A 21231-nucleotide genomic window follows, 5' to 3' on the forward strand; every position below is an offset into this window, starting at 1 on the left:
TATTTTGATGTCCGACGCCCTGGGGAAATTGAACTTCCTGTGACAAGAAGTTAAGAATTCTCTTCGCGGGTGCAGCATTGCCCGTTTCGATGTCGTGAGGAGAGCGCATTGCCTATTTCCAAGATCCTGGTCGCCAACCGTTCCGAAATCGCTATCCGCGTGTTCCGCGCCGCTAACGAGCTTGGGATAAAAACGGTCGCCATCTGGGCCGAGGAAGACAAACTGGCGCTGCATCGCTTCAAGGCGGACGAGAGCTATCAGGTCGGCCGCGGGCCGCACCTTGCCCGCGATCTCGGGCCGATCGAGAGCTATCTGTCGATCGAAGAGATCATCCGCGTCGCCAAGCTCTCCGGTGCCGATGCCATCCATCCGGGCTACGGCCTGCTGTCGGAAAGCCCGGAATTCGTCGATGCCTGCGATGCCGCCGGCATCATCTTCATCGGCCCGAGGGCCGACACGATGCGCCAGCTCGGCAACAAGGTCGCGGCGCGCAATCTGGCGATCTCGGTCGGCGTGCCCGTCGTGCCGGCAACCGAGCCGCTGCCGGACGATATGGCGGAAGTTGCCCGCATGGCCGAGGAAATCGGCTATCCGGTCATGCTCAAGGCCTCCTGGGGCGGCGGCGGCCGCGGCATGCGCGCCATCCGCTCCGAGGCTGATCTCGCCAAGGAAGTGACGGAAGCCAAGCGCGAGGCGAAAGCCGCCTTCGGCAAGGACGAAGTCTATCTCGAAAAGCTGGTCGAGCGCGCCCGCCACGTCGAAAGCCAGGTCCTCGGCGACACGCACGGCAATGTCGTTCATCTCTTTGAGCGCGACTGTTCGGTTCAGCGCCGTAACCAGAAGGTCGTCGAGCGCGCGCCCGCGCCCTATCTCAGCGAGGCGCAGCGCCAGGAACTGGCCGCCTATTCGCTGAAGATCGCCAAGGCGACGAACTATGTCGGCGCCGGCACCGTCGAATATCTGATGGATGCCGACACCGGCAAATTCTACTTCATCGAGGTCAATCCGCGCATCCAGGTCGAGCATACGGTGACGGAAGTCGTCACCGGCATCGATATCGTCAAGGCGCAGATCCATATCCTCGACGGCTTTGCCATCGGCACGCCGGAATCGGGCGTTCCGAAGCAGGAGGACATCCGTCTCAACGGCCATGCCCTGCAGTGCCGCGTGACCACCGAGGATCCGGAACACAATTTCATCCCCGACTATGGCCGCATCACCGCCTATCGCTCGGCTTCCGGTTTCGGCATCCGTCTCGACGGCGGCACCTCCTACAGCGGTGCGATCATCACCCGTTACTACGATCCGCTGCTGGTGAAGGTGACGGCCTGGGCGCCGAACCCGCAGGAGGCGATCGCCCGCATGTATCGCGCCCTGCGCGAATTCCGCATCCGCGGCGTCGCGACGAACCTGACCTTCCTCGAAGCGATCATCACCCACCCGAAATTCCGCGACAACAGCTACACGACGCGGTTTATCGATACGACGCCGGAACTGTTCCAGCAGGTCAAGCGCCAGGACCGCGCCACCAAGCTGCTAACCTATCTCGCCGATGTCACCGTCAACGGCCACCCGGAGACCCGCGGCCGTCCCGCGCCCTCGCCCAAGGCCGCCAACCCTGTGCTGCCCTATATCGACAGCGCCATTCCGGACGGCACCAAGCAATTGCTGGACAAGCTCGGTCCGCAGAAATTCGCCGAGTGGATGCGCGGCGAGAAGCGCGTCCTGATGACCGACACGACGATGCGCGACGGGCATCAATCGCTGCTCGCGACCCGCATGCGTACCCACGACATCGCCGGCGTGGCCGGCACCTATGCGCGCGCCCTGCCGCAGCTTCTGTCGCTGGAATGCTGGGGCGGCGCTACCTTCGACGTGTCCATGCGCTTCCTCACCGAAGACCCGTGGGAGCGCCTGTCGCTGATCCGCGAAGCCGCGCCGAACCTTTTGCTGCAGATGCTTTTGCGCGGCGCCAACGGCGTCGGCTACACCAACTATCCCGACAACGTCGTGAAATACTTCGTCCGCCAGGCGGCCAAGGGCGGCGTCGATCTGTTCCGCGTCTTCGACTGCCTGAACTGGGTCGAGAACATGCGCGTGTCGATGGATGCCGTCGCCGAGGAGAACAAGCTCTGCGAGGCGGCGATCTGCTACACGGGCGATATCCTCAACTCCGCCCGCCCGAAATACGATCTGAAATATTATACCAATCTTGCCGTCGAGCTGGAAAAGGCCGGTGCCCATATCATCGCGCTGAAGGACATGGCCGGGCTGCTGAAGCCGGCCGCGGCCAAGGTGCTGTTCAAGGCGCTGCGCGAGGCGACGGGCCTGCCGATCCACTTCCACACGCATGACACGTCAGGCATTGCGGCCGCCACGGTACTGGCCGCAGTCGATGCCGGTGTCGACGCGGTCGATGCGGCGATGGATGCGCTGTCGGGCAATACCTCGCAGCCATGCCTGGGCTCGATCGTCGAGGCGCTGAAGGGCTCGGAGCGCGATCCGGGCCTCGATCCCGAATGGATCCGCCGCATCTCCTTCTACTGGGAAGCGGTCCGCCACCAGTACGCCGCCTTCGAAAGCGATCTCAAGGGACCGGCTTCGGAAGTCTACCTGCATGAAATGCCGGGCGGCCAGTTCACCAATCTCAAGGAACAGGCCCGTTCGCTCGGGCTTGAGACCCGCTGGCATCAGGTGGCGCAGGCCTATGCCGATGCCAACCAGATGTTCGGCGATATCGTCAAGGTGACGCCGTCCTCCAAGGTCGTCGGCGACATGGCGCTGATGATGGTGAGCCAGGATCTGACCGTTGCCGACGTCGAGAACCCGGCCAGGGACATCGCCTTCCCGGACTCGGTCGTCTCCATGCTGAAGGGCGATCTCGGCCAGCCGCCCGCCGGGTGGCCGCAAGCCCTGCAGAAGAAGGCTCTGAAGGGCGACAAGCCCTACACCGTCCGTCCCGGCTCGCTGCTGGCCGAGGCCGATCTCGATGCCGAGCGCAAGGCGATCGAGACCAAGCTGGAGCGCCAGGTCGACGATTTCGAATTCGCCTCCTACCTGATGTATCCGAAGGTTTTCACCGACTATGCGCTGGCGGCCGACACCTACGGCCCCGTCTCGGTGCTGCCGACGCCGGCCTACTTCTACGGGCTGAAGGAAGGCGACGAGCTGTTTGCCGAAATCGAGAAGGGCAAGACGCTCGTCATCGTCAACCAGGCGATGACGGCGACCGACGACAAGGGCATGGTGACGGTGTTCTTCGAACTCAACGGCCAGCCGCGCCGCATCAAGGTGCCGGATCGTGCCCATGGCGCTTCCGGCAGCGCGGTGCGCCGCAAGGCCGAGAGCGGCAATGTCGCCCATGTCGGCGCGCCGATGCCGGGCGTCATCTCCACGGTCTTCATCTCGCCCGGCCAGGCGATCAAGGCCGGCGACGTGCTGGTTTCGATCGAGGCGATGAAGATGGAGACCGCGCTGCACGCCGAAAAGGACGGCACGATCTCCGAAGTGCTCGTGCGCGCCGGCGATCAGATCGATGCCAAGGATCTGCTCGTCGTCTATGGCGCGTAATTGAGATGCGAGAGGCGGCCGGCGAAGCTGGCCGCCAATGGAAAGCTTCCGCTTTTTTTACGTCGGGCCGCGGCCAAGGCCGGATCCATGGAGGTGGAGAGGTGGCGGGAGCGGTTTCCCTGCGCGCGGCGACCAATGCCGATGTCGACGGCATTCGTGCCTTGACGCGCGAGGCCTACGGTAAATGGGTGCCCCTTATCGGTCGCGAACCGCTGCCGATGATGGCGGACTATGCCGAGGCCGTGCGTAAGCATCGCATCGACCTCGTGGAGGCCGAAGGCGAGCTTGTGGCGCTGATCGAGATGGTGCCGGGCGCGGACCACCTGTTGATCGAGAATATTGCCGTATCGCCTCGGCATCAGGGCCAGGGCATCGGCAGGAAGTTGCTTGTCCATGCCGAGCAGGTTGCCGCCTCGCTCGGTGTCAAGGACCTTCGGCTCTACACGAACAAGCGCTTTGCCGAGAATGTGCAGCTTTATCTGAGGAATGGCTATGCGATCGATCGCGAAGAACCGCTCAAGGACGGTTTTCTCGTCCACATGAGCAAGCGTATCGAATAACAGCGCGAAAGCCTCCCTCTCAGCATGCCCGCCTCTCGATAACGGCGGCCCAAAGCGCCGCCAGCAGTGCGAGCATCGCCGATACCAGCATCAGGACGAACAGCGTGTGGATCGTTGCCGACCGTGCAAGGAACAGCCCTGCGATGGAGCCGATGAGCGCGCCGCCCGCGATTCGAAGGGCAGCGGCGAGTCCCGCGGCCGTGCCGACGAGATCCGACCGTACCGACATCGCGCCGCTGTTGGCGGCCGGCATGGTCAGGCCGTTGCCGAGACCGACGAAGATGCAGGGGCCGAAGAGTGCCAGTATCTGCGTCATGCCCGATAGCGACAGGGCGAGGCCGAAGGCGAGCCCGATGCAGGTCAGAAGCCGCGCGACGACCAGTATCCTGCCGAGCGGGATCCGCGCGCCGTAGCGGCCGGCCAGGTAACTGCCCAGGATGAAGCCGGCGGGAACCAGGCCCATGTAGAAGCCAAGCCTGGCGCTCGAGCCGCCGAGCGCATCGCCGACAGTGAGCGGCGCTCCTCCCAGGAAAATGTAGAGCACTCCCATGGAGCAGGCCATGCAAAGGGCATAGGCCCAGAATCGCGGCGAACACAAAAGCAGCCGATAGGAGGCAAGGTAGTTCCTGCCCGTCCGCGGCGACGGCGCTCTCGATCCCTTCAATTCGCGCATGGACAGAGCGAAGGCGGCAATGCCGAGGACCGCAAGCACGACAAAGCTTGCGCGCCAGCCGAAAAGCTCGTCCAACGTCCCGCCGAACAGCGGGCCGACCATGGGCGCGAGCGCCCATCCCATGGCGAGATAGCCGAATTTGCTCGCGGCTTCGCGTTCCCCCGATGTTTCCTTGATGACGACGAGAGCGACGGAATAGCACGGCCCGATGCACGCCTGCATCGAGCGAAAGACGAGGAAGGTGCCGATATCGGGCGCGAGAACGCAGCCGATCGATGCGACGATGAAGATGGAGAGCGCCGTCAGGACGACCGGCCTGCGGCCGAACCGGTCCGATATCGCGCCGCCGATCGCCTCCAGAAACGCGGTGACGATGGAAAAACCGGCGACCGACAGGTTCACAAGGGCGAAATCGGCGTGAAATGCCGCGGCGATCTTCGGCAGCGACGGCAGGATCATGTTGACCGGCAGCACGGCAACGGCAGAAAGCAGGATGAGGGTCGCCAGCCGCGGTTGTCGGGCCGCTGTCCCTGTCGTCGGGTCTTCGATTGCTTGCGTGGTTGAACGTTCGATGCGGCTTTCGGTGCGCGTCATGGCCTTGTCCGTCGTGTGGTGGGAAGTCGAGGGAGATCTGACGGGTGCCGCCCGGAATGAGGGCAATAAAAAAGGCCCCGTCAGGAGCCTGCTTACCGCGCATGGGTGCTTTCGCCGGATGGTTACACCATCCTGCCCATGCGCCTTCCTACCACTGCGAGAACCAAAGCCGTGTTCATGGCATAAGAGCTAAACGGAAAGCCGCGCATCGTCAATGCGCGGTCCGCCGGCAGGGCAAACGGGCTTGTCTGCGCTTTAGGCGCAGGGCCTCTTATATGTCGTAGCTATGGCCGGCATTCAGCGTCGAGATGAACTGCCTTGTCCGCTCCTGCGCCGGAGAGCCGAAGATGCTGCGCGAGGAGCCGGTTTCGACGATGTTGCCGGCCTCGAGGAACACCACATTGTTGGCGATCTTCGAGGCAAGGCGCAGGTCGTGCGTCGCCATGACCATGGTCGTGCCTTCGTTGGCAAGCTTGCCGAGGACATCGACCACTTCGGCCGCCAGTTCCGGATCGAGCGCCGAGGTCGGTTCGTCGCAGAGCAGCACGCGCGGCGAGGGCGCGAGCGCCCGGGCGATGGCGACGCGCTGCTGCTGGCCGCCTGACAGCGTCGAGGGCCAGGCATCCATCTTGTGCGCCATGCCGACCTTGGTCAGCAGTTCGACGGCACGGGCGCGGGCTTTGTCTTGCGGCCAGCGCAGCACGGTCGTCAGCCCTTCCATGACGTTGCCGATGGCGGTCTGATGCGGGAAGAGCTGGAAATTCTGGAAGACCATGCCCGTCTGGCGGCGGATCTTCTGGATGTCCTGCCAGGTCGGCTTCTTGCCCGGCTGGAAGGTGGCCGTCTCGCCGCCGATGCTGATCGTTCCGGCGGTCGGGATCTCCAGCAGGTTGATGCAGCGCAAAAGCGTGCTCTTGCCGCCGCCTGAAGGTCCCACAAGCGCTGTCACCGTGCCCTCCGGAATGAGGAGGCTGATATCCTTGAGGATGACATTGTCGCCGAAGCGTTTTTCGATATGCGACAGCTCGATCATGTCTGTGCCTCCAGCGTACCGCCGGAGCGAGCGAAATGGCGTTCGAGGTAGCCCTGCAGCGTTGAAAGGAACGTGCTGAGCACGAGATAGATGATGGCGGCTTCGATATAGAGGATCAGCGGCTCGTAGGTCGTCGCCACGATGCGCTGCGCCGCCTGGAACAGCTCCGGCACGGTGATGGCGGCGGCAAGCGAGGTGTCCTTGACGAGCGAGATGAAGGTGTTCGACAGCGGCGGCACGGCCACGCGCGCCGCCTGCGGCAGGATGGTGCGGCTCATGGCCTGGCGCCAGTTCATGCCGATCGAATAGGCGGCCTCCCACTGGCCCTTCGGCACGGAGGAGATGACGGCCCGGATGATCTCGGAGGTGTAGGCGCCGACGCTGAGCGTGAAGCCGATGACGGCGGCCGGGAAGGCATCCAGCAAGATGCCGAGGCTCGGCAGGCCGTAGAAGATGACGAAGAGCTGCACCAGCAGCGGCGTGCCGCGGATCACCCAGACATAGAAGCGCGCAACGGCCACCAGCGGCCGCGGCCCGAACAGGCGCGTGACGGCGGTGAGCAGGCCGAGCAACAGGCCGAGGACGAAGGTAATCAAGGTAAGCGGGATGGTGAAGACGAGCCCTGCCCAAAGCAGCGTGCCCAGTGACTCCCACATCAGTTGCAACCAATGCTCCAAGGAGAAGCCTTTCCATAAGAGAATGCGTCCGGAAGTGACCCCGGACGCATCTTTTTCACAAATTGACGTTTCTGCCTATGCCTTCTTACTTCGAAACATCCTGTCCGAAATATTTCTTGGAGATCTTGTCATAGGTGCCGTCGGCCTTGATATCGGCCAGCGCCTTGTTGACGGCGGCCAGCAGTTCCGGCTCGCCCTTGCGGATGATGACGGCGGAATAATCGGCATTGGCTTCCTGGGCGACGATCTTCACCGGGGCATCGGGCTTGTGCTTCTTGAAGTCGAGGAAGGAGAGGCTGTCGTTGATGGTGGCATCGGCGCGGCCGGTCAGCACGAGCTGGATCGACTGGTCGAAGCCATCGGTGCCGACGAGCTCGGCGCCAGACTTCTCGGCGAGCTTGCCGAAGTTGCTGGTCAGCGACTGTGCGGATTTCTTGCCCTTGAGATCGGGGAAATCCTTGATGTCGGTGTTGTTTTCCTTGACGATCAGCACGGCCTTGGAGGCGATGTAGGGATCGGAGAAATCATATTTCTGCTTGCGGGCGTCGGTGATGCCGACTTCGTTGATGACGGTGTCGTAGCGGTTGGCGTCGAGACCGGCGATCAGGCCGTCCCACTTGCCTTCCAGGAACTGCGCCTTGACGCCGAGCTTGGCGGCGATCGCCTCGGCGATCTCGACGTCGAAGCCGGTGAGCTTGTTGCTCTCGTCATGATAGGTGAACGGCGCATAGGTGCCTTCCGTGCCGACCTTCAGCACGCCGGCGGCCTGGATCGCCTTGAGGTTATCGCCGGCATGGGCGGGCAGGAGGAGCGCGGCCTGTACGAGCGCGGCAGCAGCGGCAGTCTTCAACCAGTTCATCGTTTTCTTCCGTTCCTGGAGCGGTTTCATTCAATGTCGCATACATCGCAGAAAAATTGGATCGCGGAAGCGTAGAAAACTGCGAGAAAAAAAGGCAATTGCGAATATTTTTCTCAAAGAATGGAAGGGGCGGTGATTTTGGCATGAAGACAAGACCGCAGCGGGCGCCGCCGCTGTACTTCGCTGTGTTCGCAAACCAACGACACTTGCGCTTTCGGCCCGAAGCGGACGAGCAGAGTGCTCGTGTAACCCAATCCACTGCTTCGAGATATTAATTTCCGTCAGGAACCGACTCTGCGTAGCCAGATATAAATGTGAGGTTGGCGCTGCGCATGGGTGACAGGTGCATCTTTCCAAGAAGCGTACGTTCCTTGTCGCTGGTCAGCTACGACGATTGCAACAATCTCGGGCCGAAATTCGGTTGCAAAATACCATCTCCGTTATACGTTACGCGGAAATAATAGGGGGATTGATGTCATCACTTGTAACTGGAATCACGGCTGATTCACTTTCATCACTTGTCGGCCTAAAAAATTTCGCTCTAACGTTTGTAACTGATTTTGAAATCGAATTTCTGAAAGCTCCGGTGGCGAACAAAAGCCTGTTTGCTGTATGTGTTCTTAAACCGAAGAAAGAAATTGAAATTATGTTTGGGTTATCTCAGCCCATACTCGCTATATATTTTGTCGAATCGTATCTTAAAATCGATCTAAACGATATCGTCTCTAGAGAATACAAATCGCACAAACAAGCTAAAAGCAATTTAGATCCAAGATTTGTTTTTATTGCCTCATCTGGAAAAAATGCGGTGGCGGCTACAGACTACCTCACCATGTTTGCCACAGAATCCTTTATTTATGTCCCTTTTTCTATTAATAGTTCTGGTCGCTCTGCCCACGTAAAGCACACGCTTTTCAATTCAATCGGAATTAAAAATTACTATGATAATACTGATCCTATCAAATCGGATCAGATGTTTTTTGGAAGACAGCGGCTGCTGACGCAAGCGCTTGGCGCTACGCGCGAAGGGCAAAATATAGGGCTGTTTGGACTTCGTCGTGTAGGGAAGACATCAATCCTTTTTTCCCTAGAGAGATCGTTTCGCGACAGAAAAATTGGAAAAATTCTACTCTACTCTCTGGATGATCCGGCGCGTGCCCAGGCGCGATGGTATATCGTTTTATCTCAACTTGCGGCATTGATTGATCCGAACGCCATTCGGGAGCGTTTCGACGAACACAATGCCTCAAGTCTATTTAAAACTACTGTCCAAAAATTTCTCAATGCCAACGTAGGTCAAAACCTGGTGATTGCCTTTGATGAGATCGAACACATCGTCCCAGGTACGGCGAAAGCGCCACACTGGAACTCAGACTACTTCTTCTTGATGGATCACCTTCGTGCGCTTACCCGCGAAATTACGAAGTTCTCGATAGTTGTTTGCGGCATTAACGCGCGTGCACTCGAGTCTGCCCATTTGAATGGTGTACCCAATCCCGTTTTCAATGGCATGAGTATCCTGAGCGTTCCTATGTTCACTCTAGAAGAGGCCAGCCTCATGGTTTCTAGGCTGGGGCTTTATATGGGCATAATGTTTAAACCGGAAGCAATGGCTCAGATTCACCGCGAGTATGGCGGACATCCCCTCCTTATGCGGCAGTTCTGTTCCGAGCTTTTCAACAAGCTTCAACGAGAGAGAGTTTCTTGGCCGTTCACAATCGATGTAGATACCGCGACCGATCAGATAAGAACTGCTCGTCCGCAACTACATTATTGGGCAAGTTACGTTTTGCAAACATTGAAGGATTTTTATCCTGACGAGTATGACATGTTACGAATGTTATCTCATGGCGAAGTAGATTTCTATGAATCCATGGAGATGGACAATCCAGATCTCGCAAATCATCTTAGGGGTTACGGACTTGTTACCGGACATCCACCGACACTTTCTATGCCATTTTTGAAACACTACCTCGCTCACAAAGAAGCTCGCAGCGTTATGGACGATTCCACTCCTTCTGTGGCTGCTACCAAAAAGAAGGTAACGCTGCCGAACGAAAGCTCCGAGTATGATTTTGCAATCCTCGCCGCGCTTGATGAGGAACTGGAAGCTTTTATGCGCGCATTGCCTAAATCAAAAGTCCGACAACTACCCTCTACGGCAAACTCGCCTTTCACACTTTATGCAGCTTCCGTTGCCGTTTCTAAGGCAGGCCGTATCGCAAAAATACTTTTGTGTACCCCGGAAAAGGTGGGCTCCTCATCCGTCCAAAACCTAGTACATCATATAAACCAAAGATTTAAAGTTAAAAACTATATACTAATTGGAATCTGCGCGGGTCGGAAAGGTAAAGTCAACCTTGGTGACATCATAATAGCCGATCAGGTTATCGATTATTCTTTGGCAAAATTTACTAATGATGGGGTCGAGAATCGACCCACGGCGTTCCCAACAAGCCCTTGGCTCAATAATGCGGCCAAGCGTTTCAAGTCCTACAAATGGCCGCCATCTTATTTACCACAAGAGATCGGGGCTGTTAGATCCGGAAATCTTGCGTCGGGACCCATTGTCTTTGCTGACGACAAGTCTTTTGAGCAGCTTTGGAAAACATGGCCCGTAATTGGGGTGGAAATGGAAGCAGCTGGAGCAGTTGGAGCCCTTTACAGTACAGGGAGAACCGATTTTCTCGTTATCAAAGCTGTTAGTGATTTTGGGGATTCATCGAAAAGCGATGCGGTTCGCTATAAATGTTGCGAGGCTTCTGCACATTTCGCTCTTCAGCTCATCAGGAAGACGCCGCTTCCGGAGGCGTCTCTATGAGCACTTCTCCAAGCCAAATCGGACTAGAGTACGCCAGTCATTGGTTTGAATATCACGCCAGTCAGCGGCAGGACGTGTTCAAGATGTTCTTTCTCGTCTGTGCGGGAGTGATTTCTTGCTCCGGATTCTTATTGCAGTATAAAATCTTTATACCACTTATGCCCCTTGGTGTGCTGATGGCTTTCTTTTCCATATTATTTTGGATGCTTGATAAGCGTTCGCGAACTTTGGTCGAAATTGGGGAGCGCACTTATATTTATTTTTGGCACGAGCTCGGATTGGAGGCATCATTATGCCCTCCGCTCCTTGCTGCGGAACGTAAGTCCGGCGAAGTTCGATATAAATCAGCATATCTCCTGACATTTGCGGTGGCTTTCGTTGCAGGCATTATTATTGCCGGATACGGGGCCTGGAAGGTCTTTCTGGCTCCGATAATAGTAGGGACGTTGCCGTGATCTCAAGCGCCAACGTCAAGAAGGTAGATTGGCTATTTGATAGGGACTTCGCGGCGATGCCACCGTCCGCGTGGCTGCAGGAAATGGTGTTATCCTGATTTTTCGCCCCTAACAGCACTGGGCCGATTTTGTTATCGGAGTTGGTCAATCGCCGTAAACGGAAGTGACTGCTTTTGTCACGAAGCCGCGCTCACCTACGCGGATTGGAATGTCTGATTCAGGTGAAACGGCAGCGCTTGCCCTTTTGTCCGCAAAGAAGGTTGAGACTCGACATTCATGAACGCTTGGAAGGATGCCCACTTTTTTGGCGCGAAGTTGCCGTTCGACCGGGACGGAAATTGCTATCGAACCGCGCGCACGGCTAATCGATAACGACGGCACGTAACGCGACCGACAACCACCGTCCAGCGCTCTGCCTCAAGCCGCCGCGGCGCGTCGCTTCATCCGTTCGCTGATAATGATGATGAACCCGGCGCTGAGGATCAGGATGGCGCCGATGAAGGTGTTGGCGCCGGGGATGTCGCCCCAGATCAGGTAGCCGAGCAGGAAGGCCCAGACGAGCGAGGTATATTCGAACGGCGCCAATACGGAGACCGGGGCCTGGCGCATGCCTTCGAAGAGAGCGAGCTGGCCGGCGCCGGCGATGATGCCGGTCAGGGCAAGCAGCACGATCTGGAAGAGCGTCGGCGTCTGCCAGTGGGCAATCGCCATGCCGGCGGTCAGGATGATGAACATGATGTTGGAGACGGCCATCTGGATATGGCTCTTCTCGTGCAGCGCTGTCTTGCGCAGGAGCACCATGCCGCTTGCCCAGAGGACGGCGGCTTGCAGCGCCAGGTAAACCGGCCAGGAGATCGACAGGCCCACCGGATTGGAGGCGATCACGACGCCGCAGAAGCCGACGCCGACGGCCATCCAGCGGGCGAAGGTGACCTTTTCGCGCAATACGATGGTCGCAAGGATCGTGCCGACGATCGGCGCCGCGTAGTAGAGCGTCGTCACTTCGGCGAGCTGCAGGTAGGAGGCTGCCGAATAATAGGAAATCCACGCGATCAGGATGATGATGCTGCGCACGATCATCGGCTTGAGGATCGGCGAGCGCGCCACCTTGTGGACGAGCGAGGGTCCTTCGAAGACGAAGCAGCCGGCAAGGATGGTGCAGCTTCGTATGAACAGGACCTGCCAGACGGAAATGGAGGCGACGAGCAGCTTCACCGCCGAATCGTGGGCGGTGAACAGCATGTAGGCAAACACCGTAAGCAGGATGCCATAGCTGATGGAATTTTTCACGGGAGCACCAGAGGATGGCCCCGACGCGGGCCGGCCGAATAATCTTTCAAGTCTCAACGGATAGGAGCCTACTTTTTCGCCGTCAATAGCGGTTTTTGCCGATGCCGTACGGTCACGAATTATTTATTCGGGGTTGTGGCGTCTTTGCCTCCGCTTTAACAGACAGAGACGAAATGTGACTGTTTCCGCTCTTTTCGATCGTTGAGATTTCAATCGATTTAAATAGACTGCGGTGCTGATTTGGAGGAATTTTCATGGACGAGATGACGAGAATGGAGGGTCTTGAGGCGCGAAGGAGCGGATTTTTCACAAAACCGCGCGCGGCCGTATCTCTGCTGTTCTTGCTCAACGGCTTCATGGTCGGCTGCTGGGCGCCGAAAATTCCGGAGTTCGCCGAGCGCCTGCACCTCACGAAATTCGAGCTCGGCCTGATGATCCTCGTTTTCGGCGTCGGGTCGCTCGTGATGATGCCGCTTGCCGGCGCGCAGATCGCCGTGCGCGGCTCGCGCATCGTGGTGCGCTGTTTTGCGGTGCTGCTGCTGCCGATGATTCTCGCCCTTACGCTGGCGCCGAACGTGTGGACCGCGGCCGTTGTATTGTTCCTCTTCGGCGGCTTCATCGGCGCCATGGACGTGGCGATGAACGCCAATGCCGTTTCGGTCGAAAAATCCATGCGCCGGGCGATCATGTCTTCCTGCCATGCCTTCTGGAGCCTGGGCGGCCTGCTGGGCTCGGCGATCGGCGGGCTGCTGATCTCGCGCTGGGGCGTTCTCGGCCATGCCGAGGCGTCGACCGTTCTCGCCGTTCTTTTTCTGGTCGTCGCCTGGCCGATGGTTCTGGGCGATCAGCCGCATCCCGACGAGGCCAAGCCGAAGGCAAAGCTGCCGATGATCCCGCTGCCCTGGCTGCTCGGCATCGTCGCGCTGTTCTGCATGGTGCCGGAAGGCGCGGTGCTGGATTGGAGCGCGCTCTATCTCGGCCAGGAAAAGGGCGCATCGGTGGCGCTCTCCGGCTTCGGTTTCGCCGCCTTTTCGGCCACCATGGCGACGATGCGCTTTGCCGGCGATTTCGTCCGCGACTGGCTGGGTGCCGTGCGCACGCTGCGCGTCTGCACGGTCTTTGCCATCGTCGGCATGCTGACGGCAGCTTTGGCGCCGAATGCGGAGATCGCCATCCTCGGCTTCGCGCTCTGCGGCATCGGCATTTCCAACATGGTGCCGATCGCCTTTTCCGCCGCCGGCAACATTCCCGGGCTGCAGCCCGGTATCGGCATTTCGGTCGTCACGACGCTCGGCTATTCCGGCATGCTGGTCGCGCCGTCCGCCATCGGCTTTGCCGCCGAGCATGTCGGCTTTTCGCCGGTGCTGACGGCGTTGCCGGTGCTGCTGCTTGTCGTGCTGGCCTTGTCGTCCCTGGCGCGCTACGCTGATGGCATCGGCGAGAGCAAGCATTAATTTCGTCGCTTTTGCTCGGTAACGGGTAGATCCCGTCCGATCAAAAGAGATGTCCGGAGCGGTTGACAACGACCGTTTCGTGATCCACCTGAAAGGCACCAATTGCAAAGGCCTGCGAGAGCTTTCCATGTCGTCAGCCAGTGATTTCGACCCGAAACCGCGCCGTTCCTCCGTTGCCGTCGATGTCGGCGGCGTGATCGTCGGCGGCGGGGCGCCCGTCGTCGTGCAGTCCATGACCAACACCGACACCGCCGATATCGATTCGACCGTGGCGCAGGTGGCGGCCCTTTTCAAAGCCGGCTCGGAGCTGGTGCGCATCACCGTCGATCGCGACGAGAGCGCTGCCGCCGTGCCGAAAATCCGCGAGCGTCTGCTGCGGCTCGGCATGGACGTGCCGCTGATCGGCGATTTCCATTATATCGGCCACAAGCTGCTCGCCGATCATCCGGCCTGCGCCGAGGCGCTGGCGAAATACCGCATCAATCCCGGCAATGTCGGCTTCAAGGACAAGAAGGACAAGCAGTTCGCCGAGATCATCGAGATGGCGATCCGCTACGACAAGCCGGTGCGCATCGGCGTCAACTGGGGTTCGCTCGACCAGGATCTCCTGACCGCGCTGATGGACAAGAATGCCGCCGAGGGCTCGCCGCTGTCGGCCCGGCAGGTGACGCGCGAGACCATCGTGCAGTCGGCGCTGATCTCGGCCGATCTCGCCGAAGACATCGGCCTGCCGCGCAACCGCATCATCCTGTCGGCCAAGGTCAGCCAGGTGCAGGATCTGATCGCCGTCTATTCCATGCTGTCGGAGCGTTCCGACCACGCCCTGCATCTGGGCCTGACCGAGGCTGGCATGGGCTCCAAGGGCATCGTCGCCTCGTCGGCCGCCATGGGCTATGTGCTGCAGCACGGTATCGGTGACACCATCCGCGTTTCCTTGACGCCGGAGCCGAACGGCGACCGCACCCGCGAAGTGCAGGTGGCGCAGGAGCTGCTGCAGGTCATGGGCTTCCGTCAATTCATTCCGGTCGTCGCGGCTTGTCCCGGCTGCGGCCGGACGACGTCGACCGTGTTCCAGGAACTGGCGCAGAACATCCAGAACGACATCCGCAAGAACATGCCGGTCTGGCGCGAGAAATATCCGGGCGTCGAGGCGCTGAACGTCGCCGTCATGGGCTGCATCGTCAACGGTCCCGGCGAAAGCAAGCATGCCGATATCGGCATTTCTCTGCCCGGCACCGGCGAAACGCCGGCCGCGCCGGTCTTCATCGACGGCCAGAAGGCCATGACGCTGCGCGGCCCGAACATCGCCTCCGATTTCGAGGCGCTGGTGACGGACTACATCGAGAAGCGCTTCGGCCAGAAGAGCGTCGCGGCGGAGTGATCCGGCCGCTTGAGCCGGATCAGATATTGCTCGTCAGCAGCTTGATGCCGGCGAAGCAGTAGAAGCCGGCCATGGCGCCCTCGATCCAACGGCGGGCATTGCGATAGATCCTCAGCGCATGCGGCGTCGAAAACAGGATCGCATAGCCCATGAACACCACGAAACCGGTCACGCCGCAGACGGCGATGATCAGCATCGCCACGGAAGCCGGCGCGCCCTGCGGCATGCCGAGCGCGATGATGGCGAGCCAGGCGAAGATGGCTTTCGGATTGGTGACGTGGATGCCGTAGCCGCGCAGGATCAGCGATTTGAAGCCGGGCGTTTTCGGCCCTTCGGCCGCGGTCGGCATCTCGCCGTTGGTCCGCACGGCGCGAAACGCCTTGTAGGCGAGATAGAGCAGGTAGATGCCGCCGAAGATCTTCAGCAGCTCCAGCGCCATGGCATAGGTTTGCAGCAGCGTGGCAAGGCCGGCTGCGGCGGCGAAGGCCCAGGTCAGCGAACCGCCGAAGATCCCAAGCGAGAGGGTCATGCCGGCCTTGCGGCCGTGGGTCATCGATGTGCCGATGATCGCCATGATGGCGGGGCCCGGGCTGACGACAGCGACAATGTACGCGATATAGGCCGGCAGGATCTGCGGCAGGTAGGCAAGCGTTTCGTGCATGGAGAGATTTCCCGAAGCGTCGGCCGGCGCGAACAATTCTGCGTCTACGGGCCAACTTCGGAATGGGAATGTGTCACAAAATGCAGCGGAAATCACCCGGCAACGCATGGATTCTTGTTATGGTGACATTCGGTCGCTGAATGGATGAGCCGTTATTGCGGCCGGATCGCCTTCGCCGCATCCGAACCTGCGAGCATGGTGGCCTCGGGCTCGCCCGAGGTCAGGCAACGCCCTACCAATGCACCGGGGTCAGTTCTTGCGGTTTGCGACGAAGCGGGCGGTTTGCGTGAGGACGGTCGCCTTGTCGCCATAGACGGATAGCAGGTCTGCCGCTTCGCTCACCAGCCTTGCGAGCGTTGTTTCCGCCCATTCCTGTCCGTGCAGGGCGACCAGCGTGCCCTTGCCGCGTGCGGCATCCTTGCCGGTTGCCTTGCCCATGGTGGCGGCATCGGCGGTGAGGTCGAGAAGATCGTCTGCAAGCTGGAAGGCAAGACCTATCTTTTCGCCGAACGTTCGAAGGCGCTTTCGGTCTTCGGTCGGGGCGCCGGCGACGATGGCGCCGGCCTCGCAGGCAAAGCGGATCAGCGCGCCTGTCTTCATCGCCTGCAGCGTGGTGATGCCGCTTTCGTCCGGCGTCTCTTTCTCCGCCGCAAGGTCGAGGGCCTGGCCGCCGGCCATGCCGCCGATGCCGGCTGCCCGCGCGAGCGCCAGAACGAGCGCCATTTTCCGGTCCGCCGGCAGCTCCGTTTCGGGGGCGGCGATGATGTCGAAGGCGTAGGTCAGCAGGCTGTCGCCTGCCAGGATCGCCGTTGCGTAGTCGAAGGCGATATGCACCGTCGGCTGGCCACGGCGCAGGTCGTCGTCGTCCATGGCGGGCAGGTCGTCATGGACGAGCGAGTAGCAATGCACGCATTCGAGCGCGGCGCCGATCCGAAGGGCCGCTTCCGCATCGCCGCCGAGAAGGGCCGCCGATTCCATGACGAGGAAAGGGCGCAGCCGCTTGCCGCCGTTCAGGACGCCGTGACGCATGGCGTGCAGCAGCCGGGCCGGGCGGGCGATCTCGTCGCTGAGGGCGGTGTCGCCGAGAAGCCGGTTCAACATGGCTTCGATCTTGCCGGCGTTGTCCCTGAGGCGCTGTTCGAATGAGGAATGGGTGCTGTCCATGGCCGCTGTTTGGCATGAGAGGCGGTTGCTGGCAACGAGAATTGTCAACAGCCGCGTGGGGAATGACGCCGCACTCTGGTCATCGCTCCGTGTAGGCGGTATGACGAATGCAACAGCAGAGCGTTTCCCGGTTGCAGCCAAGGCGTTCCGGGATGGAGCCATCGTGGACCTCAGGCAATTGGACATATCGACGGACAATGAGGAGGAAGCCGAGGTGCCGCGACGGTCCGGCCTGCTTGCGCGCTTCAAGACAAGGCCGCTCTGGCAACGCATCGTCCTCGTGCTGATCGGCGTCCTGCTGCTGCCTTATTTCTTCATCTTCGTCTATCTGCTGCCGTTCATCCACCCTGTCTCGACGCTGATGATCGGCGATGCCGTTACCTTTCAGGGCTATGACCGGCGCTGGGTTCCGCTCGACCATATCGCGCCGGTGCTGGTGAAATCGGTGATGGTCTCCGAGGACGGGCAATTCTGCTACCACGGCGGCGTCGATTGGGGCGAGATGCGGATGCTCGTTCAGGAGACGCTGCACGGCAAGTCCACGCGCGGCGGCAGCACGATCCCGATGCAGACGGTGAAGAACCTGTTTCTCTGGAACAGCCGCTCCTTCGTGCGCAAGACCCTGGAACTGCCGCTTGCGGTTTCCGCCTCCTTTGTCTGGTCGAAGCGCCGCATGATGGAAATCTACCTCAATGTCGCCGAATGGGGGCCGGGCATCTACGGCATCGAGGCGGCGGCGCGCTACCATTTCAAGGTGCCGGCCTCCAAACTTTCGGCCCGTCAGGCAGCCCTTCTTGCCGTCTCGCTTCCCAACCCGATCGATCGGGTGGCGAGCAAGCCGGGGCGGGGCCTCGGCCAGCTTGCCTCGCTGATTCAGCGCCGCGCCCGGAATGCGGATGCATACATCAAATGCCTTTATGACTGAGATCATAACTTGTCGTTCGACCGGCTGATCGTCATCTGGCATTCTTGGCCATGAAGTAAGGGCGGGTGATCTGCCAACGAAGATCGGACCTGCTCCATGGATTTCAACGCCTTCTCCCCAGAACTGCTCGAGTATGCCAAAAGCCTGCATCCGCAGCCGCCGCGCCATTTCGGCACGCGCTACGATCACTCCGGCGTCTTCCTGCATGAGCCCGGCAACACGATCGTCTGCCATGTGGCGGAGGGTTCGCAGACCCAGCGCGCCATCGTTGCGGCCCGGCAGAAATATCTCGACATGCCGGAGGCCAGACAATTCGTCTTCACGCCCATCTCCAGCCTGCACATGACATTGTTCCAGGGCATCATCGAGTATCGCCGCACGCGACCCCACTGGCCCGCGGACATGGCGCTCGATACGCCGATCGACGAGATGACGGAGATCATGGGGGAGCGCCTCAAGGCCTTTTCGATGCGCGATCCGTTCAAGGTCGCGGTGACGAAGGCGCGGCCCAGCGGCCTGCTGGTCGACGGTGTAACCGAAGCGGACCGCAGGACGATGCGCGAGTGGCGCAATGCCCTGGCGGATCTTCTCGGCTATCGCCACCCCGATCATGAGGCCTATCCGTTTCACATCACGTTTGCCTATGCCATCGAGCGGCTGGCCGACGAGGCCCTGCCGCGCTGGCAGGCAATGCTGGACGAGGCCGCTGCCGAACTTCGCGCCGAACAGCCTGTTCTCGAGCTGCGGCCGCCGGCCTTCTGCGCCTTCGACGACATGAACCATTTCGAGGAACTCTTCGTCTTCGAGTTCCGAACGTAGAAAGGAAACACACGCGTCATGGACAAGCTGACCCTCTATATCGGCAACAAGAATTATTCTTCCTGGTCGTTTCGGCCATGGATCGCGCTTACGGGTTGCGGCATCGCCTTCGAAGAGGTTCTGATCCCCTTCGATTTTCCGGGCGGCAATCCGCGCATTCGCGAAGTGTCGCCGACAGGCAGGGTGCCGATGCTGGTCCATGACGGTTTCAGGGTCTGGGAATCGCTCGCCATTATCGAATATGCGGCCGAGCTGTTCCCGGATGCCGGGCTTCTGCCCGACGATCGGCAGGCCCGCGCGCTGGCGCGGTCCTATAGCATGGAGATGCTTTCCGGTTTCGTCGCGCTGCGCAGCGCCTGCCCGATGAACATGCGCCGCCCGGTTCGCCGCCTCGATCTCTCCGAAGACGTCATGGCGGATGTGGCGCGTATCGAAACCATCTGGCGTGAGGCTCGGTCGCGATCCGGCGGTCCGTTCCTGTTCGGCGCGTTTTCCGGCGCGGACGCGATGTTTGCGCCTGTCGTCAGCCGTCTGGAGCGATACGACATTCCGGTTGCGGCCGACACGCTGGAATATATGGCGACCATGAAGGCGCTGCCGGCCTGGAGGGCGTGGGAAGATGCCGCGCTGCACGAACCCTGGATCGTCGGAGAGGACGAAGCTTGATCACCGTTCGGGGTCGAATATTCGGGAATCCGCCGCTACGGGCAAAAAATGCTGGAAGGGACTGGTCAAAGCCCGGCAAGCCATGTATAAGCCGGCCCAATTTCCGAAATTGATGCATGTCTTTTTCGGCCGCCTTGCTGGCCGTGGATATGTTTCGTCCGTACATGGAGTAACGAGAATGGCTGTACCGAAGAGAAAAACGAGCCCGTCCAAGCGCGGTATGCGCCGCTCTGCTGACGCCCTGAAGGCTTCGACCTACGTCGAAGACAAGAACTCCGGCGAACTGCGCCGTCCGCACCACATCGACCTGAAGACCGGCATGTATCGCGGCCGTCAGGTTCTGACGCCGAAGGAAAGCGCATAATTTTAGCGCTGCCTCGATGGCATGAATAAAAAGGCTGGCGCTTTGCCGGCCTTTTTTCGTTTTGATCGACATGTGCTTGTGGGGGAAGCAGCTGTTTGCGTGCCGCGCTGCCGATACCCTCTCTGTCCTTTTCGAGACCTCTCTCCCGCAAGGGGAGATTGTTGGGGTATGCCGGCCATTATCGCCTAAGCGATAGACCGCGGTTTCCGCGGATTGGATATTCGCTTGAGGTGGGAGGAGTCTGCGAGATTAACAATCTCCCCCTTGTGGGGGAGATGTCACGTTAGTGACAGAGGCGGGTGAAAACTCTCCACGAATTCACAAGCACATTGCCTTGCATCAAAGGCTGTCCAGTTTGCTCTGCATGGCGCGGAGCTGTTCCTTCAGCTCGTCGATATCCTTTGCCTCGGCCTTGCGGCCTTCCTTGACCGGCGGCTTCATGAAGGGCGAGAACATCTGCATCGCCTGCTGGAACATTTCCGTATTGCGGCGGACCTGTTCCTCGACCATCTGCATGGGCAACTGCAGGTTCTTGCCGAGAGGCGTTTCGCCGAAGGCGCGATTGATCTGCTCGCGCATCTGGGTCTGTTGTTCCGTGAAAGAACGCATCGAGTGTTCAAGGAAGCTCGGCACGACCATCTGCATCTGGTCGCCGTAATAGCCGATGAGCTGCCGCAGGAATGAAATCGGCAGCAACGTGTTGCCGGTCTTCGATTCCTGTTCGAAAATGATCTGCGTCAGGACAGAATGCGTAATATCCTCACCGCTCTTGGCGTCCTGGACGGTAAACTCCTCACCCTTCTTGACCATCTCCGCCAGGTCGTCCAGCGTCACGTAGGTGCTGGTGCCAGTGTTGTATAGGCGGCGATTGGCGTATTTCTTGATTACGATCTGGCCCTCATTCTTTGCCATTATCAGTCTCCTGGCCCCGTCTGATTGTATGGAAACTCCTCCACCTCGGAGTGTAGACGCAAAAGAAGCTTGGTGACAATCGCTTTGTGCGATGCGGCAAGCCCTTTCCTTTGATTGGATTTTTTTGAAGGCGGTGACAGCCTTGTGAAATCTATGCTCCGGGAATTCTTGCTGTTTGACTCGGACGCAAAGCTTTGACAGTTTCGCCTCATATACATGTTCATCTTGTGAGGAGGCATCCATGAGCAATCCATCCATCGTCGTCGCCAGCGCCGCCCGTACGGCGGTCGGCTCCTTCAACGGGGCCTTTGCGACTGTTCCGGCTCATGAGCTTGGCGCTACCGCCATCAAGG

19 protein-coding genes are annotated in these 21231 nt (G+C 59.8%); 11 read left to right on the plus strand and 8 right to left on the minus strand.

Annotated elements, in window-relative coordinates:
* Positions 1–108 precede the first annotated feature (108 nt).
* Complete coding sequence (gene pyc / locus ACQZ6J_RS23095) at positions 109–3570, plus strand: pyruvate carboxylase (protein WP_449085750.1); 3462 nt, start codon at positions 109–111, stop codon at positions 3568–3570.
* 101 nt (positions 3571–3671) lie between these two features.
* Positions 3672–4130, plus strand: a complete 459-nt coding sequence (locus ACQZ6J_RS23100; protein WP_449085751.1) for a GNAT family N-acetyltransferase — start codon at positions 3672–3674, stop codon at positions 4128–4130.
* Between the two features lie 19 nt (positions 4131–4149).
* Here the strand turns inward: ACQZ6J_RS23100 and ACQZ6J_RS23105 are convergent, their stop codons facing one another.
* From ACQZ6J_RS23105 to ACQZ6J_RS23120, 4 genes are all read right to left on the minus strand, one after another.
* Entirely contained in the window at positions 4150–5397 is a 1248-nt protein-coding gene (locus tag ACQZ6J_RS23105; RefSeq protein ID WP_449085752.1) for an MFS transporter, read from the minus strand.
* A 271-nt stretch (positions 5398–5668) separates the two neighbouring features.
* A complete protein-coding gene (locus ACQZ6J_RS23110; RefSeq protein ID WP_449085753.1) occupies positions 5669–6430 on the minus strand; it encodes an amino acid ABC transporter ATP-binding protein in 762 nt (253 codons plus the stop codon).
* Positions 6427–7107, minus strand: coding sequence for an amino acid ABC transporter permease (locus ACQZ6J_RS23115; RefSeq protein ID WP_163987257.1), 681 nt, complete (start codon positions 7105–7107; stop codon positions 6427–6429). The genes ACQZ6J_RS23110 and ACQZ6J_RS23115 overlap by 4 nt, the downstream gene beginning before the upstream one ends.
* A gap of 85 nt (positions 7108–7192) precedes the next feature.
* The gene (locus tag ACQZ6J_RS23120; RefSeq protein ID WP_163987256.1) at positions 7193–7966 is read right to left on the minus strand and encodes an amino acid ABC transporter substrate-binding protein; all 774 of its coding nucleotides are present in this window, start codon (positions 7964–7966) and stop codon (positions 7193–7195) included.
* Positions 7967–8438: 472 nt separating this feature from the next.
* On the opposite strand from ACQZ6J_RS23120, the gene ACQZ6J_RS23125 reads away from it, so the two are divergent.
* Entirely contained in the window at positions 8439–10787 is a 2349-nt protein-coding gene (locus ACQZ6J_RS23125; protein ID WP_449085754.1) for a phosphorylase family protein, read from the plus strand.
* Complete coding sequence (locus ACQZ6J_RS23130) at positions 10784–11242, plus strand: hypothetical protein (protein WP_449085755.1); 459 nt, start codon at positions 10784–10786, stop codon at positions 11240–11242. Before ACQZ6J_RS23125 ends, ACQZ6J_RS23130 begins: the two co-directional genes overlap by 4 nt.
* Positions 11243–11659: 417 nt before the next feature.
* On the opposite strand, the gene ACQZ6J_RS23135 is transcribed toward ACQZ6J_RS23130, so the two are convergent.
* Positions 11660–12532, minus strand: coding sequence for a DMT family transporter (locus ACQZ6J_RS23135; protein ID WP_449085756.1), 873 nt, complete (start codon positions 12530–12532; stop codon positions 11660–11662).
* A gap of 254 nt (positions 12533–12786) precedes the next feature.
* On the opposite strand from ACQZ6J_RS23135, the gene ACQZ6J_RS23140 reads away from it, so the two are divergent.
* Positions 12787–13986 carry an MFS transporter gene (locus tag ACQZ6J_RS23140; protein ID WP_449085757.1) on the plus strand — a complete coding sequence of 400 codons (1200 nt, stop codon included), beginning with the start codon at positions 12787–12789 and terminating at the stop codon, positions 13984–13986.
* A gap of 127 nt (positions 13987–14113) precedes the next feature.
* On the plus strand, positions 14114–15367 hold the full coding sequence (ispG, locus tag ACQZ6J_RS23145) for a flavodoxin-dependent (E)-4-hydroxy-3-methylbut-2-enyl-diphosphate synthase (RefSeq protein ID WP_163987252.1): 1254 nt from the start codon (positions 14114–14116) through the stop codon (positions 15365–15367).
* A 19-nt stretch (positions 15368–15386) separates the two neighbouring features.
* Here the strand turns inward: ispG and ACQZ6J_RS23150 are convergent, their stop codons facing one another.
* Both ACQZ6J_RS23150 and ACQZ6J_RS23155 read right to left on the minus strand, forming a co-directional pair.
* Positions 15387–16028: a LysE family translocator gene (locus ACQZ6J_RS23150; RefSeq protein ID WP_449085758.1), complete on the minus strand. Its 642-nt coding sequence runs from the start codon at positions 16026–16028 to the stop codon at positions 15387–15389.
* A 249-nt stretch (positions 16029–16277) separates the two neighbouring features.
* Positions 16278–17192 (minus strand): polyprenyl synthetase family protein, encoded by a 915-nt coding sequence (locus ACQZ6J_RS23155; protein ID WP_449085759.1) that lies wholly within the window; start codon positions 17190–17192, stop codon positions 16278–16280.
* 100 nt (positions 17193–17292) lie between these two features.
* Here ACQZ6J_RS23155 and mtgA point away from each other — a divergent pair, with 100 nt between their 5' ends.
* From mtgA to rpmF, 4 genes are all read left to right on the plus strand, one after another.
* Positions 17293–18117: a monofunctional biosynthetic peptidoglycan transglycosylase gene (mtgA, locus tag ACQZ6J_RS23160; protein WP_449085760.1), complete on the plus strand. Its 825-nt coding sequence runs from the start codon at positions 17293–17295 to the stop codon at positions 18115–18117.
* Positions 18118–18213: 96 nt separating this feature from the next.
* On the plus strand, positions 18214–18936 hold the full coding sequence (locus tag ACQZ6J_RS23165) for a DUF1868 domain-containing protein (RefSeq protein ID WP_449085761.1): 723 nt from the start codon (positions 18214–18216) through the stop codon (positions 18934–18936).
* Between the two features lie 18 nt (positions 18937–18954).
* A complete protein-coding gene (locus ACQZ6J_RS23170) occupies positions 18955–19602 on the plus strand; it encodes a glutathione S-transferase family protein (protein ID WP_449085762.1) in 648 nt (215 codons plus the stop codon).
* 178 nt (positions 19603–19780) lie between these two features.
* The gene (gene rpmF, locus ACQZ6J_RS23175) at positions 19781–19966 is read left to right on the plus strand and encodes a 50S ribosomal protein L32 (protein ID WP_006724402.1); all 186 of its coding nucleotides are present in this window, start codon (positions 19781–19783) and stop codon (positions 19964–19966) included.
* A 339-nt stretch (positions 19967–20305) separates the two neighbouring features.
* Here rpmF and phaR read toward each other — a convergent pair whose 3' ends face one another.
* Positions 20306–20878 carry a polyhydroxyalkanoate synthesis repressor PhaR gene (gene phaR, locus ACQZ6J_RS23180; RefSeq protein WP_163987247.1) on the minus strand — a complete coding sequence of 191 codons (573 nt, stop codon included), beginning with the start codon at positions 20876–20878 and terminating at the stop codon, positions 20306–20308.
* 241 nt (positions 20879–21119) lie between these two features.
* On the opposite strand from phaR, the gene ACQZ6J_RS23185 reads away from it, so the two are divergent.
* The coding region (locus ACQZ6J_RS23185; RefSeq protein WP_449085772.1) for a thiolase family protein at positions 21120–21231 on the plus strand (112 nt) is incomplete at its 3' end.

The sequence above is a fragment of the Rhizobium sp. A37_96 genome (genome assembly GCF_053521765.1).